The organism is Paenibacillus sp. FSL k6-2145 (assembly GCF_037976585.1).
Taxonomy (GTDB): domain Bacteria; phylum Bacillota; class Bacilli; order Paenibacillales; family Paenibacillaceae; genus Paenibacillus.
This window is the reverse complement of record NZ_CP150267.1, coordinates 5,415,632-5,431,993: the sequence shown is the minus strand read 5'-3', so window position 1 is coordinate 5,431,993 and position 16,362 is coordinate 5,415,632. Positions and strand designations below refer to the sequence as shown.

Here is a 16,362-nt window from a genome sequence, read left to right as displayed (position 1 = left end):
ATAATAACACAAAAAAAAGCAGGCTGAAGAATACATCCTGCTTTTTTTTGTGGTTATTTGGGTTTGGTCAATTCCAAAGGATTCACCATTAACGTACCAAAAGGGATTCCCGGTATTCTTGGGGAGTCATTCCCGTTATTTTCTTAAAAAGTCGGGTAAACGAATGTGCAGCCTCATACCCCACTTGAAGTGCGACCTCACGTACCATAAGATTTGTGTTCTGAAGCAATTCTTTGGCTTTCCGTATTCGGCAGTCGTCAATGAACTCTGACACATTTATTCCCATTTCCTGCTTAAAAAATCGTGACAGATAGGATGGATTAAAATGATGAAGTTCTGCCAATCTCACCAGAGAAAGATCTTTCTCCAGGTTCTCCTTGACGTAACTGCATAAGGAATGAATTACAACGTTAGCGCGTTCCTGTTCATTTGATCTTTTGTATCGTACCAGTTCATCGGCAGCACGATATAGAAATTGTACTGCATCCTTCATGCATGTATACTCCCCTAAGTGCAACAAGCTTCGTTGATCCGGGATCTTCTGTTGAAGACCCCAGCGATTGATCGTTGAATGCAATAATAAGGCCAGATTGTAGTATGTCTCCATAGCACGTTCCATCGTTATATCCTGTTGCAGCAGTTCGCCTGCAAGCTCCTCAAATATATCGTAAAATGGCTGAATTCTTCCCGTTTCCAAATATCCTGACATAATCTCGATCCGGTTTGAGATCCGCATGGATTCTTTGGGTACATCAGATGAGAGATCATTGCGATGATCCGTGAGTACCATGGATACACCATCCCCAATTTTCATCCACTGGAGTAATCGCAGACGTTCATATTGTTTGGTTAACTCGGACCAATTGCAGCTTCGACTACTTAATGAAAAAGCAATGGATACGCCAAGTGATACCATGCATGCTTCCTGTACCAGTTCCAGTGTACCTTCTAGAAATCGCACAAGTTTATCATTTGGCAACTCTTCCTCCTGCTTCGGCTGAAGCAGCCAGATCGTATCCCCATAATGGTCCGTTACACTTGCACACACTGTACGCTCATTCATCAGAGAAGAGCCGATAATACGAACAGATTCCTGGACTTGTGTGAGGTCCGAACCTTTTTCTGGCGGATTATTAAACCGACCCAGTATGAGATAAACAGGCGAGTTGATCTGTAATCTTATATCTCGTTTGGATAATTCGTCCTGCATATCCTTAGTAGAATCTATAACCGCTGTACAGTCTTGAAGTAACTTCCGCAAATACTCTTTTTGCTGTATCAGTGCAAGCTGTGAGTTGACTTTATGAGAATGTTCCAACAACTCAACCATGCTGTGACTTCGCCGGATCTCTTCCATCACATCTTCTACAACAGACATCACCTTGTCATAACCTTCCGTTTTGAGCAAGTAACGCACATTAGCCATCTGAAAAGCTTGATATGCATAATCAAAATCGCTGTGTCCTGTTAGAAAAATGACGCGGCAATTCGGCCAACTGGCTTGAATCCGCTCTGTCAGTTCCAAGCCACTCATGCCCGGCATGCGGATGTCCGTTAGAACAATGTCAATTCTCGAACGCTGCATCCAGGACAATGCTTCTGTTGCAGAGTAGGCTTTACATACGTCAAGCTGGTCGGGTATATGTCTAGCGAACGTTTCATAGAGACTATCCGTAATAATCTCCTCGTCATCTACAATTAAAAGTCGATACATTCGTTCTCTCCTTCTTTCCACTGGATTCGAATTGTGACTTTTAACCCTTGCAGTTCACTTCTGGATAGGAAAAGGCCACTACCTTCTCCATACGTCAGGATCAGACGCCGATGAATATTTATTAACGCGGTCATTTCGTCTGTACCTCCGTCCTTATGCAAGCGTTGTTGAAGAGTTTGAATGTGTTGCTCTTCCAACTCATTACCATTATCCTCTACGGTGATCTCGGCATATGAACCTTCCATATTAAACCCAATAATTAGAAGTCCGGAGTCCGTATTCTTTTCAAGGCTGTGTTCGTAGGCATTCTCAATAATGGGTTGAATAATGAGTCTGGGAACTTTAATATGTTCCATCTCAGCAGGTAGTGACCCAAAATCAACTTTGATTCGTCTGGAGAATCGTAATTGTTGAATCTCTGTATAGATTCGTGAATGCTCAACTTCCACTTTCAACTTCACATGATCGGTTTCATTCCGGGTAATGAACCTGAAATACTCTCCGAGCATATTCGTGAATTGCTCAATACGTTCGGTTTCTCCTGTCCTTGCGAGTGAATTCAGAATAAAGAAGCTATTGTACAGAAAATGAGGATTAATCTGCGATTGGAGCTGTTTCAACTCGGCCCGCTGCATCATCAGCGTTTTCTTAAAATCACGGTCGATAAGGGATTGAAGATTTTCAATCATTAGATTGAAACGGGTGTAGAGGAAGCCAAATTCATCCTTTCGGTTATGCGCAATGGGGACATCAAGCATGCCTCCCTCCATTTTTTTGAATCTTTTCACCAACAACAGTAACGGGATGTGAATCAACTTGTAACTTGAATAGAGATACGCCGTGATGGCAACAAATGATGTAATTGCAAACAGCCAAGCCCAATGATAGAACTTGCTAAGTGGCTTGGTAACAATTGCCTCAGGTAGATATGTAGCTACGGATAAGCCCAGGGAGTCCATATGCAACTGACTAACATGGTACATGGTGTCCCCCACCTTCATCCGAAAGCCATCAAGTGTACCCTTTACACTGTGCTCGCGGTAATTCGCGAGAATAACACTAGCTTGATGTTTATCTGTGATGGCATGCCCCGTTTTGTCCTCAATCAGAAAAGTTGAACTCTCCGGGTACAAATTAAGCCGTGTGAGTTCATTCTGAAAATGGTATGTATCTAGCTCCACCTGAATGACAAAAAGCGGGGGTTCTCCTCTCGTGCCTGTCAATCTGACGGCACTTAAGTTCAAGGCGTCCTCTTTCACAGTGAAACGTGTACCTTTTCCTTGCATGCCTGAACTGAAATATAGATATGAACTTTTATTGAAATCATCGATGCCTTGGATCGCGGATATACTCTTGCCAACAGAAGGGATATGTACATGAACGTTTTTGATATAAGCAGTGCTATTCTTGAATGAAGCGAGTCGTTCAGTCAGGTAATTTAATGTATCACGCCGCTCAACCTGATCCATCATGTCCCAGAGAATGGCCAAACGATTGAGTTTTCGATCCTCAACGATATCAAACTGCTGTAATTCCATCCATTCTATCTCTCTGTTTAATTCCACCACATATTGGTTCAACCGTCTTTCCGTTGACAACGATATTTCCTGGCTTGCATTGTCATAACTCCAATGATACAGATACACGCCAAGAAGAATAAGGGGGAGCACAAATACCAGATAGGTGATTATTAATCGCGCAAATATACTGTTAAACCATGATTTAGCAGGGATCTTGATCAATGCATTCACCTCCAATGCCAAAGGCTGAGTGGGTTCCTTGTAAGAATAAAGTGAACATTAGCGCTCCTTTGGCTTGCTGGTGCGAAACCACGCGTTAACCTCCGATGTGATCTGATCTCCCCCCAGCTTGCGCCAGTTCTCAACGAATTGATCAAACTCATCTATCGACCTGCCTAGAATAATGTTCATATAGGCTTCAAGCTGAAGATCCCGAAGAATAATTTGTCGATCAACCATCGTGTCCGTAATTCCGCCCGTGAATTGATCATAGAGAAGTTGGCCGTTCTTCTCGTAAGAATCTGCAATGCTAAAAGCACCCGAAGGCCCATAGGTTTGTTCCCAGCCCCATCCGCTCTCTACATCTTCCAATTCATAGGCCACAATGCGTTTGTGAATGGCGAGAGCTTCATTCTGCAGAGCCGAGAAGTCTCCTGTATTTCTGGCATCCCGAATTTGTTTGTATGCATCTATATTTTTATTACCGGGAAAAGGAGTTACTGGTGAAAGCATCCACACAGCTCGGGAGTCGTCATTGTAGTATGTTTCATACTGTGCCTGATCCCCCCAGTTGATGTCCAGATGCAGATTCATGAGCTTTACAACAACTTCCGGATTAGAGAAGCCCTTTTTTACAGCAAAGTATTGCCCCGTGTTGGAACGTAGCGGTACGAACAGACTCCGGTCCGACTTGGCAACAATGGGATATGCCTGCCATTCTACATCTATACCTGTATCACGGGTGCTCTGAAGCATAAAGGATGTCCACTGTTCGCCGTAGAGCATCCCTATTTTTCCATCCTGAACTAAACGAAACGCCTTGCTTCCACTTTTATAGCCAAAATCCGGATCAAGTTGGCCTTCACGATACAACGTTTGCAGTGCTTTCAGAGCCTCTCGAACTTCAGGCTGTATACCTCCATAAGTGAGGTTTCCTTCTGCATCTTTAACCCATATATTAGGGTAGGCACCGTAGCCTGACATCAAGCCTGCAGCTCCCATAACTGGATCCCAAAGATGGTTCGTTAGCGCAAGTCCGTACGTATCCTGCTCTCCGTTCCCGTCGGGATCCCCTTCTGTAAACGCTTTCGAAACCTGGAGAAGTTCTTCCATCGTTTCAGGCGGCCGTAGCCCCAAATGCTCCAACCAATCGGTTCTAATCCACAGGTACTGCGCAGTCTCAATCGAGGAAGATGATTCGGGAATAGCCATGAGTTTGCCATCAATGGTTGCCGCATCAAATGCTCCTCTTCCCTCCGCCTCCAATATACTCTTTGTAAGTGGGGAAGCATACTCTTGGTACACATGGGTTAAATCTTCGATCATTCCAGCGTTGCTCAGTTGTCTAAGTTGATATGGATTAACTTTCACTACATCTGGAAAACGTCCTGCAGCAAGGGAGACACCCAACTTCTGATTGTATACATCTCCATTAGCAATCCAGTCATAGTGAATTTGAATACCTAGCTCTTTCTCGTACAAACGAGTCCAGCGATTATCCAGTATCGTCTCACCGGGTAACTGACTAATCATGCGCTCAAGGTCATCTCCGGTTTCCCTGACAAAAGAGACTACGATGGGAGGAGAATACTTTTCATACGTAGCGGGAAATTGAATCTGCTGCCCCTCTTGCTGCGGATGATGTTGTTTGGTATTACCTTCGGTATGACCTGCTGGTATGGACACAGCAAGGAACAGAATGAAGGTCCATCTTGTTATGTCCAGACATCTCTTATACATGACGACATGCCCCCAGTTCGGTTTGAACAACTCTCTTCTCTCTGTCAATTATGAATCCATATCATTGTACAACAACTTGTACTCATTGAATACGAAAAGCCGCCGTTGGGCGGCTTTTACATATTTCATTGTTTCTCATCAGGATGAATCACACGATATTCGAAATTCGAAAAGTCAGCTGTTCCTCCAGATAATTCAGTTGAATATACAAACAACCCCGTTCGGCAACCCATAAAATGATCCAGTTTATATATCATTTTGTGGACAATCCCTATATTTCTCCATTCAACCCCATCGAAATAGGCAAAAGAGCACTCATCCAGATTGTTCTCAAAATTTCCGAATGCTTTCAGTTTAACGACTGGATCGGATACCGGGATACGTTCATGTTCAGTGGCTGGCTTCTGGTCGATCAGATTGCCAAATATGGTTGAATCCTCACTATCTCTGGCATGCATGACCAAGTAAAACTTGCTATCCTGCTTCGTAAGAGCGATCATACCGTACGAACCGATTAGAAAGCACAAGCCGGCATAATCCCCATCATTCAGACGACTGCCGTCAAGCGTAACCATTGCTTCGCAAGCGGGCCCCATTGAACGCTGGGTTAGTGTGTTTACCGCAAATGTCAGATTTGGGCTGATCTGTCCCGTTCGAACACGATACACCCCCGGTTTCTCTGTAACGGACCAGAGTTCATGATTAGGTGTATGATTCCATTGCCAAAAATCACGGAGTCGGATGTTTCCATCTTCTTCGGGTTGATAATTGAAACTGTCGCTACCTACTAACGGGTTATAACGGTGCTCTGGTCTTGTGCTTGGGATATCAATCTGTTTCGGCGCTTTGCTTGCAAAGACCGGTTTACCTTGATCAAAGTGTAGCGGAACCAAAACAGGAACCCGGCCAACAGCCCCATGATCCTGAAACAGCATGGCATACCAGTCTCCATCCGGCGTATCTACGATCCCGCCCTGAGCAACACCTGAATTGAAATAATCCATATCGTCATTAAATACTTCTCCACCAGTGAAGACATCTTCCAGAGAGTCTGCCATATAAAACGCCTGTGTTCTCCGTCCGGAAGCTTTCGTTATATGAATTAGGAACACAATATATTTACCATTGATCTTGTAAAAATGTGCTCCTTCATAACCAAGGTGATGAGGCTGCTCGTCTTTTACGATCAAGCGATGCACTCCACCAGGTTTGGGCCCGGACAGATCAGAGCTTAATTCGGTCAGATAGATCTCGGTATTACCGTACACGAGATATGCTCGTTCATCATCGTCAAAGAATAAGGAGCAATCATGGTAGAACCCTTCCACGATCTGCTTCTTCCAAACTCCCGAGATGGAGGTCGATGTATACAAGTATGTCTTACGAGTATCATTCGCAACAAAGATCACATAGAACATCCCTTGATGATAGCGGAGCGATGCAGCCCACATGCCTTTACTGTAAACGTGATGACCATCCACCAGCCGTTGTGCAGGCGTATCGTCCAATGTGTCGTATACATATGTGGCTACTTCCCAATGGATCAGGTCATATGAACGCAGGATGACACATCCCGGCATCATGTGCATGGTTGTACTGACCATATAATATGTGTCCTCTACACGAATAACGTCAAGATCCGGGTAATCGGCCCAAATAATCGGATTCGGATACATGCTTTAATTACACCTCATTTTTTCTATTAAACTTCCATTCTCTTACAAGGATGGTTGGGCTGTCTGTTGAACTTTTAAGCTTAATATACAAGTCTTGCACACCTTTCGCACCCGTAACATTAGTTGTTAGTTCCATCCATTGAAGGGATTCGGTCGCAGGCGGAACAATGATTTCTCCAATTAACAGTCCGTCTGCACGATCAAGTCGAAGTTCTAACGTACCTTCGGTTCCTTGATTCGCAATCGTGGCTGTGAAGGTTGTGGGTCCTTCACTTTCAAAGTCCACCTTGGATATAGCTATCCAACTGTCATTCTGCAGCTTAGCGGACATGATATTCGAATCGGATGCAGAACTCTCAGCAGAGTCAAGATATTGCTCTGTTGTTACTCTGCTGCTCCAGCCAATCGTCGAACCACTTACCCGCTCATAGGGATTGAAGCACTTGATCTGATCTACGCCCTGATAATCTGCATGTACCTTCTGAATCCTACCCGTGGCCTCATCATGCTCAACTCGATTCAGATGTGTTGAACGGTAACCATCGGGAATATTCATGGCCTGACTTAATGTCTGAGCATGATAGGCAATGTACCACTGATCGGCCAGTTGGAATATAGCATGATGGTTATTGCCGCCAACATCAAAAAAGTGGCCTGGATTCTGGAGCAACGTCCCCTGATATGTCCATGGCCCCATCGGCTGAACACTGGTCATATATGCAATTTCACCAGGTGGTGGGCTGCCCTCTGGCCGATTACCTTCCACAAAATTGGAGCAATACGTAAAGTAGTAACTATTATTATATTTATGTATCCCAGCATCTTCAAACATATAAGGCGCCTGAATCACCTTTGCTATGCCAACAACGCTGATCATATCGTCTCCCAATCTCATCACTCTTGCCGTATCAGGTCTTTCTGCTTTTCCCTGCGGAATACCACCACCAAAGTATATGTAGGCCTGATGATCATCATCTACAATGACAGCCGGATCGAATAACCAGGTTACTTCCTCCACTCCCGGTGTTTCTCTTGTAATAAGTGCTTTTCCTATAGGGTCTATCCATGGACCTACAGGTGTCGGTGCAGACAGTACACCTATTCCACTGGCATTGTTGGCGAAATAAAGAAAGAAACAGTCCTTGCCATCCAGTATTCGATGAGCAGCTGCCGGGGCCCAGGATTGTGAAGCCCATGTTGCTGCGCCTTGAGGTCCAGCAACTCTGATCTCCCCATGATCGGTCCAGTTGATTAAGTCATCCGAAGAAATGACCGTAATCCGGTTGATTGAACTGTAGCTGTTTTTCTGAGGAAGACCGTCTTTATCATATTCCAGCTTATCACTAGTCATATATAAGTAGACTCGATTGTTAAATACCAAAGCATAGGGATCGGCTCCGAATTTGTGGGCCACCAAAGGGTTACCGTTGGGACGAAGCTTTCCAATCTCCCCTGGAATACTCTCCAGATTGGCAGCTTGCTCTTGCTTTTGCTCACCAGCATGTGGTGTAGAATGATGATTCATGGAAAGAATCCCCCTATAATCGTTTTTAGTTGTGCCTTTTGACAAGAAAGCGTTTGCAATACAAAAGATATCATGATAGGATGATTACATTTTAAGGTAAGCTGAGTACAATTTCATTGCGTTAACCGCTCTATTTATTGCGTGAAATGACGGGAGGTACTTCATGAGTGGATCCTCTGAGTGTTTTTATGATCCCATCCAGCCTGAGCTCTTATATCTACACAGCGTAACGACGTATAAGCTGGAAACGATCTATCATCGCCATAATGCATACGAGATCTACCTGTTTCTTCGTGGCAACGTTCACTTTTATGTAGAAAATCGATGTTACCATGTACAGCCTGGCGATTTGCTTGTGATGTCACCCGAGGAGATGCACCGAGCCTTTATTCTGGATGAATCTGAGTATGAGCGAATTACAATCAATCTCAAAAAAACATATCTGTTTCAGCTTTCCACACCATCAACCAATCTATCGTCATGTTTTGATCATCGCCCCAAAGGAACAGGCAACATCGTACATTTAGACGACTATAACATGAAGCAGATGCTGCAATGTACGAACGAACTGGAAGGATTGCTTGCTTCCGATGCTTATGGCACCGATATCAAAATAAATGCAGCCGTAGCCCAATTGTTGGTCATGATTAACGTCTGGTTCCATAACAATTCCTTTGTTCCCAATGACATTATGCCTGAACTTGTTCGTGAAACCATGGATTATATTGAAACACATCTAAATCAAGACATTACGCTTCGCAAACTTGCCGAAGTGTTCTACATGAATAGTACTTATATCAGCCGCCAGTTCAAAAAGCATACTGGATTGACAATCCGTTCCTACATTTTGGGTCGACGTATTGAACGGGCCAAATTCCACCTGTCAGAAGGAATGAGTATTACGGATGCATGCTTTCAATCGGGCTTTAGTGACTATGCCAATTTTATTCGCAGTTTTACCAAAATGGTCGGCATCTCCCCCGGTAGATATATCAAACAAAGACGTGATGCAATGGAAGCTTTGCCAAAATAATGACAAGCTCATTCAATGTAAACTAAAAAACATCAAGCCATCCTGCATGGCTCGATGTTTTTTCGTTCTTGATATACTTCCGATCTGAAACAATTCATTATTGTGATTATATCCGCAAGTTAATTGATCTCTTTACCCGTCCACAATCGAACGCGATCTTTAATCCACTCCGTATACTGCTGTTCCATGCCTACTGCACCTGCATTATCAAGTTCGGTAATCATATTGTCGTATATGCCTTCAAAGGCACTTGGAGAGGATGTAATCGCTTCGGCGATCCGTTTCTGAATAATATCCTGCGTTTTCTGGTACACAACGTTATAATCCCCGCTATCCGAAGGAATCGGCATATTGTAAGCAGCTCCCCACTCTTTCACCGGGAACTCCTCTTCGGATGGGAACAAGTCCTTCCATGTCGTGATGCCATAACCTTTCAAAGCTTCTTTCTCCTCATCAGAATAACTTTGCTGAATCTGTTCTGGATAATTAGTTGTATAGTAGTTATCCGTTGAATCTTTAACGCCATCCCCGTAGTGAGCACCAAAAATGTAATACAAGCCTACTCCGGTTTCTTTGGTAAATGTGTTATTGTCTTTGTTTTTACGTTCCTGTACATCGGCCGGGATGGTGCGAACACCGTCTTCCACGTTATATTGCTCGCCTTCAACGCCCCAGTTTCTCAATACTTGCCCTTCTTCAGAAGACACCCAATCCAAAAATTTGATGGCACGGACAGGATCTTCACAATCGACTGTTATGCCAATGCCATAACCATCAAAGCCGATATTTTGGAAATCTTTCCGCTGAAAACTCTCATCTAACGTTACCGGATAGAATCCGTAGGTCATATCGTCTTTTCCTGCGCTTTTCAAAGCATTTTCCGCATCACTGAATCCCCAGCTTGGATCAAGCAAAGATAACACGCGACCACTGGCGATTTTGGACTTATACTGGTCATCCTTCTGAACAAAACTGTCCTTGTCCAGCAAGCCTTCATTGTACATCTTGTTCAACCACCGGAAATATTCCTTCTCCTCGGGACGTTTGTAATGCAGAACGGCTTCGTAGGTATCCGGATTGATGAAATATTCACCATCTCCAGGTCCTCCAGTAGACATGACAGCGGGATCAGTAACTGTGATCATTCGCCGCCAGCCATCTGCACTAAGCGTCAGCGGAATTGTGGGTTGGCCATCATCTGTGGTCGGATGTTTCTTGTAATATTCACGTAGCACTTTTTCGAAATCGTTTAAGGTTTTGATCTCAGGATACCCGAGTTCCTTGACTACACGATGTTGAATGGCAGTACCATTCGTCGCATCGAAGCTGACCTGATCAATCGCACCATTCGTTGGAATCCAATAGATTGAAGGATCGTCATTACTGTATTTCAACCGATTGAAGTGCTCACCGTAGATCTTTTTCAAGTTGGGGGCGTGTTCTTCGATCAGATCCGTCAAATCAATCATTGCCCCGGCATCAACGAGTCTGGTCAAGTTACCTTTGGGGAAAATCAAATCCGGATAATCGCCGCTGGCAGCCATCAGGGAAATGCGGTCGTTTCCACCTCCGCTCGAAATATCGAATTCTGCATCAATACTTACACCGGTTTCTTCCGTAATTTTCTTCCCTACAGCATCCTGCATTTTGTTCCAGTTCGGACTTGCATCTGCGCCGAAGAATGTAAATGTGATCGGGCTGTTGGGGTCACTCGTATTTGATTCGGAATTCTCTCCAGCGTTTCCGCAACCGGCGGAAACTAACACAACACTTGTTACGAGACATGCTCCTAGCATTTTTGAAACGGCTCTCATTATTTTCCTGCCCCCTAAATGGTGTTAGTCGTAATAACCAATCCAGACATTACGATGGTTCACTTTGAAATAGTATACGCTTACATATTCGACCGTTAATAAACGATTACAATCCTGCCTACCCTATTCCATGTTTAAAGTATAAGGAAGTCTAATCACCCCAACCTTGATTATTAAGCCATGAAAATAGCATGATCTAGACATAAGTCTCAGTAAAAATGTGAAGACCAAAAAAGCGATGGTTGCCCATCGCCTCATAAAGCCAAACCTACATTTCAATAATATAATTCCAACGTAAATCCTTGGATCTCACCTTCCACATCCCGCAACAATTCCATGAGTTGGTCAGCGTAATCTCCAAGAATCTCTTTGCTTTTCTCAAAACCAATCCATTGAACAGTAAGCGGCATACTTACAGCCCCAGTCAAGACATCCCATAGTGCGTCCAAATTGCCTCCATAGCTCTCGTCTAACTCAAGCTGGTTCTGCAAAATTTGATGAAGCTCTTCCTTGCTGTGAAAGTCGTTTCCGTTAATCTGAATGATGCTCATATCATTTCCTCCGTTTATTTTAACTGTTCAAATGACTTGTAATGATCTGTCGTCTGGTAGATTAAACCGTCATTCGAGTATAGAATTCGGTCGCTTCCGCGCCGTCCTCCTGAGTAATTTATATCCGCTTCGTACCATATCCGGCCTTTTTTGTTGGGGAGTAATCCTTCCCGGTTCCTGAACACGTCGCCGCCGATGCTTTTGCCTGGAGCGACTTCATGTAAATTCCCTTCACTTGGTTCCCAGCCCAATTCTCTGGCCTCTTTCTTGGTAATGTAATTTGGCGGGAGTTCATTGTGCTCCGAGATATAATTGGCAACCTCATCAAATCCCATATCCTCCGAAACTTGAGGTGATCCGAGATCAAGCACAGACTCTGACGTACAACCCGAGAACAATAATGCAGCGAGGATGATCACTAATGTGTAAGCAAATTTTCTGAAAAACATAATCTTTTCTCCTTTTGATGTTCTTGCTCTTGCTGCCTTCCGTTTTGCTGCTATTTCGATGACAACGCTTCTAATGTTAACGATTTGTGGTAATTAAAGCAATTCTATAAGTCTATTATGGAGTTGAAATTCAATCATTAAAAGCTGTTATCCTGCTCCATTGAAGCATTACTCTTAATTCTACAACAAAAAAAGTCGCTAAAATAGCGACTTTAATCGTACCACGATCATTACCATTCAATACATTCATTGAATACATTATTTTAATTTGCCCATCCAGTTCGCAAGGGCTATAACTACCTCTTCCAACTGCTTTTCTTCGGTAATTGCAGGTTGATTATCTCCTTTTTGCATGCCATATGAGCCAAATTGACCGTGATTTCCACCCTCAATACTCACATATGTCGTGTCTTCCGGAAGATTTGCTTTGGAGTTCTCCCAGTCTTCCCTGTTAAGCACTCCGTCATCCGAGCCTGTAATCTGTAAGATAGACAAGTCCGTATTCTTCAAGCTACCTCCTTCATCTGCATAAGAAGCCAAGAAAAAGACGCCTTCCAACTTCTCATTGTGCTCCGCAGCATACCGTGATGCAAATGACCCTCCCAACGAATGGCCACCAATAACAAACGCTTCGTTAGGATGTTCCTCGATAAAGGAATCAGCCTTGTTTTGACCGAAAATCGCCAAGTTTATTGGCATGTTTGCGATATATACGCGGTGCCCCTGTTCTGCCATTTCTCTGGCAAGTGGAGAATAACTTTCAGGTTCAACCAGACCACCTGGATAAAAAATAATATTCGGTTTGGTTATCTCTGTACCCACGGGTTCAAATCGGTAACCGTCCTTTATCTTAGTGACATTAACCTGAGCATCACTTGTCATCGCCGTTTCCGCTTGTTCAGAAGGACTATACGTAACCGAATTGAGATATACGAAAACGCCGGCCACGATGATAACGATGGACAGGATCGTCCACATGATTATCTTTTTCCATTTGTTTGTACGTTGTGCTGTTTTCAACCTTAAAACCACCTTAGTATGAGGATAATGATATGTCTTTTTTAACTCTTCATAATTATACTTACCGGTAAGTATAATTACAAGTTGATTTTGCTTACTATCGTTATTTGTCATAAAATATTCATGGAGGGAAGTCCAATGACAGAAAAATCACACAAACGATTGCCTGGAAGACCCAAACATAGCAACGACGATATCTCAATTCAGCAAACCATTATTCAAACTGCTTCAAAGTTATTCATGGAGTATGGCTACGAAACAGTCACGCTTCAGCAGATTGGCAAAACATGTAGCGTATCAAAACCAACCATTTATTATCATTTCACCAGCAAACCAGAGCTTTTTAAGGTTGCTTTTACAACAATGCTACAGAATGTGAGCCGGTTAACCTCGCATATCCTTGATCAAGCCGAGAATCTGGAGTCGGGGCTTGTGCGATTGGCAGAGGCCAGACTGGGCAATCCACATGCGGAGATTGAAACCATGCTCAGAGAAGCTGAGCCTTTTCTTGAACCAGCTCAAATTCAGGATATACGCAACGCGGAGCATCAGATTCACGAAGTGTTAGCCTCCCATTTCCAACGGGCAATGGATGAAAACAGACTGCGGACGGACGATCCGTTTTTCCTGGCAGAGACCTTCTCGACTATGATGTTAATGGGGAATCGGGAAGATAACCTTCATAAATATGGTTCCAACTTTTCGCTTGGCCAGAAGCTAGTAGATATTTTCATTCGCGGAGCGCAGTAAAAATTTCAGGGCAACAAGGAGAGCTGACATGAATATCCCTAGAGGAACCTATGGGTTTCGATTCGCCGAAGACAAGGAGCTCCAACTGTGTGTACTGTACGCGGCTGGATGTGATTCAATAACCGATCCTTCTTATCATTGGGATGGACTCGAACGTTCGGACGGGCCTCTCCTGTTATTCCAATATACAATCTCGGGTGAAGGTGTATTTGAGTCGAACAATCGCATTCATCATGTTACCGCAGGACAAGCTTTTTTGGCAGAAATTCCAGGAGTTCATCGCTATTACTACCATTCAGCATCAAAAGAACCTTGGGCGTTTCTGTTCCTGCTGTTCAGGCCCACTCTTATTCTGCCCCATTGGCGAAAATTTCTTCGGGAAGCTGGAGAAGTTCCCTATCTTCCCGCTGATTGTACACCTATCCGACTGTTGCGGATGATCGTGACTGATGCGGCGGCAGGCAGAATCACCGATCCTCTGATCGCATCATCCAGCGTATATCAGTTCATGACAGAATTAACCCGATTACAGAAAACAACGTTGCGCAACAGGGAGAATTGGTCTGAAAACATTCAAATAGCCGTTGAATACATAGAAAACAACTACTCCAAGATGATCAGTATCGATCACCTTGCGGAGCATGTTTCCCTTTCCAAATATCACTTTATACGTCGCTTTTCCTTCAGTACAGGTTTGACGCCTGGTGCTTATCTGACCCGTGTACGTACCGAGAAAGCAATGGAACTGCTGCGCGGAACTACGCTTAGCATTGAAGTCATCGCCGACCAAGTCGGTTATTCCAGCGGAAGTTATTTTATCAAAGCCTTTCGCAGCATAACCGGCGTTACGCCAGGTGAATTTCGTAGTGGAGGAGAAAGCCTTGTGTACCGTAAATTGTTCTTCGACTAACCGCAATATTTTGCTATTTTATACTCAACATTACTGTAGATATTAATAAAATCCTTTATTATGATGAATTGAGCGAGAGCAATAATTAATCCATAAAGGAGCATTCCCATGAATCATACGCTTGCAGCATCAACTCCACCGCTTGGCTGGAACAGCTGGGATTGTTACGGCGCGGCCGTTACGGAAGACGAAATTCGTGGCAACGCCGAGTATATGGCAGAACATCTTAAAGACTTCGGCTGGAGTTATATTACGGTCGACATTCAATGGTACGAGCCTTTGGCTAATTCTTCGCAATATCGTCCGTTCGTCCCACTCATCATGGATGAATATTCGCGGCTTATGCCTGCCGAGAATCGGTTTCCCTCCGCTGCAGGTGGACAGGGATTTAAGCCATTAGCCGACTATGTTCATAGTCTTGGGCTGCAATTCGGCATTCACATCATGCGTGGTATTCCACGTCAAGCTGCACATGCCGGGGCTCCGATCCTGGGTACAACCGCCACTGCACGTGATATTGCTCACCCAAACTCCATCTGTCCGTGGAATACGGATATGTATGGTGTTGATAGCTCAAAAGAAGGCGCACAAGCCTACTACGATTCGCTTTTTGAATTGTATGCACAATGGGGCGTTGACTTGGTGAAGGTCGACGATATTGCTGCTTCAAGGCTCTATGACACCCATCAGCCTGAGATCGAAATGATAGCCAAAGCGATTGAGCGCTCCGGTCGCCCCATGGTACTAAGCCTCTCTCCTGGCCCTGCCCCGGTGGAATACTCAGAATTCTTAGCTGATCATGCCAACATGTGGCGTGTCACCGACGATTTCTGGGACCTTTGGCCGCTGTTATTGGATATGTTCGACCGCTGCCGGACGTGGCAGGGCGTTCCCCAAGCAGGCTGCTGGCCAGACTGTGATATGTTGCCTTTGGGTCATATCGGTATCCGTTCTGTAGACGGTGGTGGAGCAGATCGTTGGACTCGGTTCACGCCTGATGAGCAGTTGACGATGATGTCGCTGTGGAGCATCTTCCGTTCCCCGCTCATCTTTGGTGGTGAACTGCGAGATAACGATGACTGGACACTATCCCTGTTGACCAATCGTGAGGTTCTGCGAATGCATCGCGAGAGTTATGGAGCCAAAGAAGCCTTACGTAAAGAAGATCTTATTGTGTGGACTGCCCAGCATGCGGATGGTTCCTCTTACGTCGCTGTATTCAACATCGGTGAGAATTCTCTACCTGTGGATCTATCCATTGATGAGGTCGGACTGTCCAGCATTACCGAAGGTACCGAATTGTGGAGCCGAGAAGCAGCTGAATTTACAGAGAATTCCTTAGTTACTACTGTACCTGCGCACGGCGTGCGTCTCTATCGGTTTTCCTAAGTTTGCAAAAGAAAAAGAGAGGTCTGTCGTTCATTAGACAGGCCTCTCTCTC

The 16,362-nt window shown here is 44.4% G+C and carries 13 protein-coding genes; 4 read left to right on the top strand and 9 right to left on the bottom strand.

Features of this window, described 5'->3' with window-relative positions; genetic code table 11:
• Window positions 1-88: 88 nt before the first annotated feature.
• From NZ043_RS24105 to NZ043_RS24085, 5 genes are all read right to left on the bottom strand, one after another.
• Complete coding sequence (locus NZ043_RS24105) at window positions 89-1,714, bottom strand: response regulator (protein ID WP_339309421.1); 1,626 nt, start codon at window positions 1,712-1,714, stop codon at window positions 89-91.
• The gene (locus tag NZ043_RS24100; RefSeq protein ID WP_339312850.1) at window positions 1,699-3,465 is read right to left on the bottom strand and encodes a histidine kinase; all 1,767 of its coding nucleotides are present in this window, start codon (window positions 3,463-3,465) and stop codon (window positions 1,699-1,701) included. The genes NZ043_RS24105 and NZ043_RS24100 overlap by 16 nt, the downstream gene beginning before the upstream one ends.
• A gap of 48 nt (window positions 3,466-3,513) precedes the next feature.
• The gene (locus NZ043_RS24095; RefSeq protein WP_289392548.1) at window positions 3,514-5,193 is read right to left on the bottom strand and encodes an extracellular solute-binding protein; all 1,680 of its coding nucleotides are present in this window, start codon (window positions 5,191-5,193) and stop codon (window positions 3,514-3,516) included.
• 125 nt (window positions 5,194-5,318) lie between these two features.
• Window positions 5,319-6,869 (bottom strand): glycoside hydrolase 43 family protein, encoded by a 1,551-nt coding sequence (locus tag NZ043_RS24090; protein ID WP_339309420.1) that lies wholly within the window; start codon window positions 6,867-6,869, stop codon window positions 5,319-5,321.
• Window positions 6,870-6,876: 7 nt separating this feature from the next.
• Window positions 6,877-8,394 carry a glycoside hydrolase family 43 protein gene (locus tag NZ043_RS24085; RefSeq protein WP_339309419.1) on the bottom strand — a complete coding sequence of 506 codons (1,518 nt, stop codon included), beginning with the start codon at window positions 8,392-8,394 and terminating at the stop codon, window positions 6,877-6,879.
• A gap of 163 nt (window positions 8,395-8,557) precedes the next feature.
• Here NZ043_RS24085 and NZ043_RS24080 point away from each other — a divergent pair, with 163 nt between their 5' ends.
• A complete protein-coding gene (locus NZ043_RS24080) occupies window positions 8,558-9,427 on the top strand; it encodes an AraC family transcriptional regulator (RefSeq protein WP_339309418.1) in 870 nt (289 codons plus the stop codon).
• A 119-nt stretch (window positions 9,428-9,546) separates the two neighbouring features.
• On the opposite strand, the gene NZ043_RS24075 is transcribed toward NZ043_RS24080, so the two are convergent.
• The 4 genes from NZ043_RS24075 to NZ043_RS24060 all read right to left on the bottom strand — a co-directional run bounded on the left by NZ043_RS24075 (window position 9,547) and on the right by NZ043_RS24060 (window position 13,261).
• The gene (locus NZ043_RS24075) at window positions 9,547-11,241 is read right to left on the bottom strand and encodes an ABC transporter substrate-binding protein (RefSeq protein WP_339309417.1); all 1,695 of its coding nucleotides are present in this window, start codon (window positions 11,239-11,241) and stop codon (window positions 9,547-9,549) included.
• Window positions 11,242-11,516: 275 nt separating this feature from the next.
• Window positions 11,517-11,792, bottom strand: a complete 276-nt coding sequence (locus NZ043_RS24070; protein WP_091030540.1) for a barstar family protein — start codon at window positions 11,790-11,792, stop codon at window positions 11,517-11,519.
• Window positions 11,793-11,806: 14 nt separating this feature from the next.
• Window positions 11,807-12,241, bottom strand: a complete 435-nt coding sequence (locus NZ043_RS24065; protein WP_091030542.1) for a ribonuclease domain-containing protein — start codon at window positions 12,239-12,241, stop codon at window positions 11,807-11,809.
• 258 nt (window positions 12,242-12,499) lie between these two features.
• Window positions 12,500-13,261 carry an alpha/beta hydrolase gene (locus tag NZ043_RS24060; protein WP_289392541.1) on the bottom strand — a complete coding sequence of 254 codons (762 nt, stop codon included), beginning with the start codon at window positions 13,259-13,261 and terminating at the stop codon, window positions 12,500-12,502.
• Between the two features lie 138 nt (window positions 13,262-13,399).
• On the opposite strand from NZ043_RS24060, the gene NZ043_RS24055 reads away from it, so the two are divergent.
• From NZ043_RS24055 to NZ043_RS24045, 3 genes are all read left to right on the top strand, one after another.
• The gene (locus NZ043_RS24055) at window positions 13,400-14,011 is read left to right on the top strand and encodes a TetR/AcrR family transcriptional regulator (RefSeq protein ID WP_133384760.1); all 612 of its coding nucleotides are present in this window, start codon (window positions 13,400-13,402) and stop codon (window positions 14,009-14,011) included.
• 28 nt (window positions 14,012-14,039) lie between these two features.
• Window positions 14,040-14,921 (top strand): AraC family transcriptional regulator, encoded by an 882-nt coding sequence (locus tag NZ043_RS24050; RefSeq protein ID WP_339309416.1) that lies wholly within the window; start codon window positions 14,040-14,042, stop codon window positions 14,919-14,921.
• A 108-nt stretch (window positions 14,922-15,029) separates the two neighbouring features.
• The gene (locus tag NZ043_RS24045; protein WP_339309415.1) at window positions 15,030-16,310 is read left to right on the top strand and encodes a glycoside hydrolase family 27 protein; all 1,281 of its coding nucleotides are present in this window, start codon (window positions 15,030-15,032) and stop codon (window positions 16,308-16,310) included.
• The last annotated feature ends 52 nt before the right edge of the window (window positions 16,311-16,362 follow it).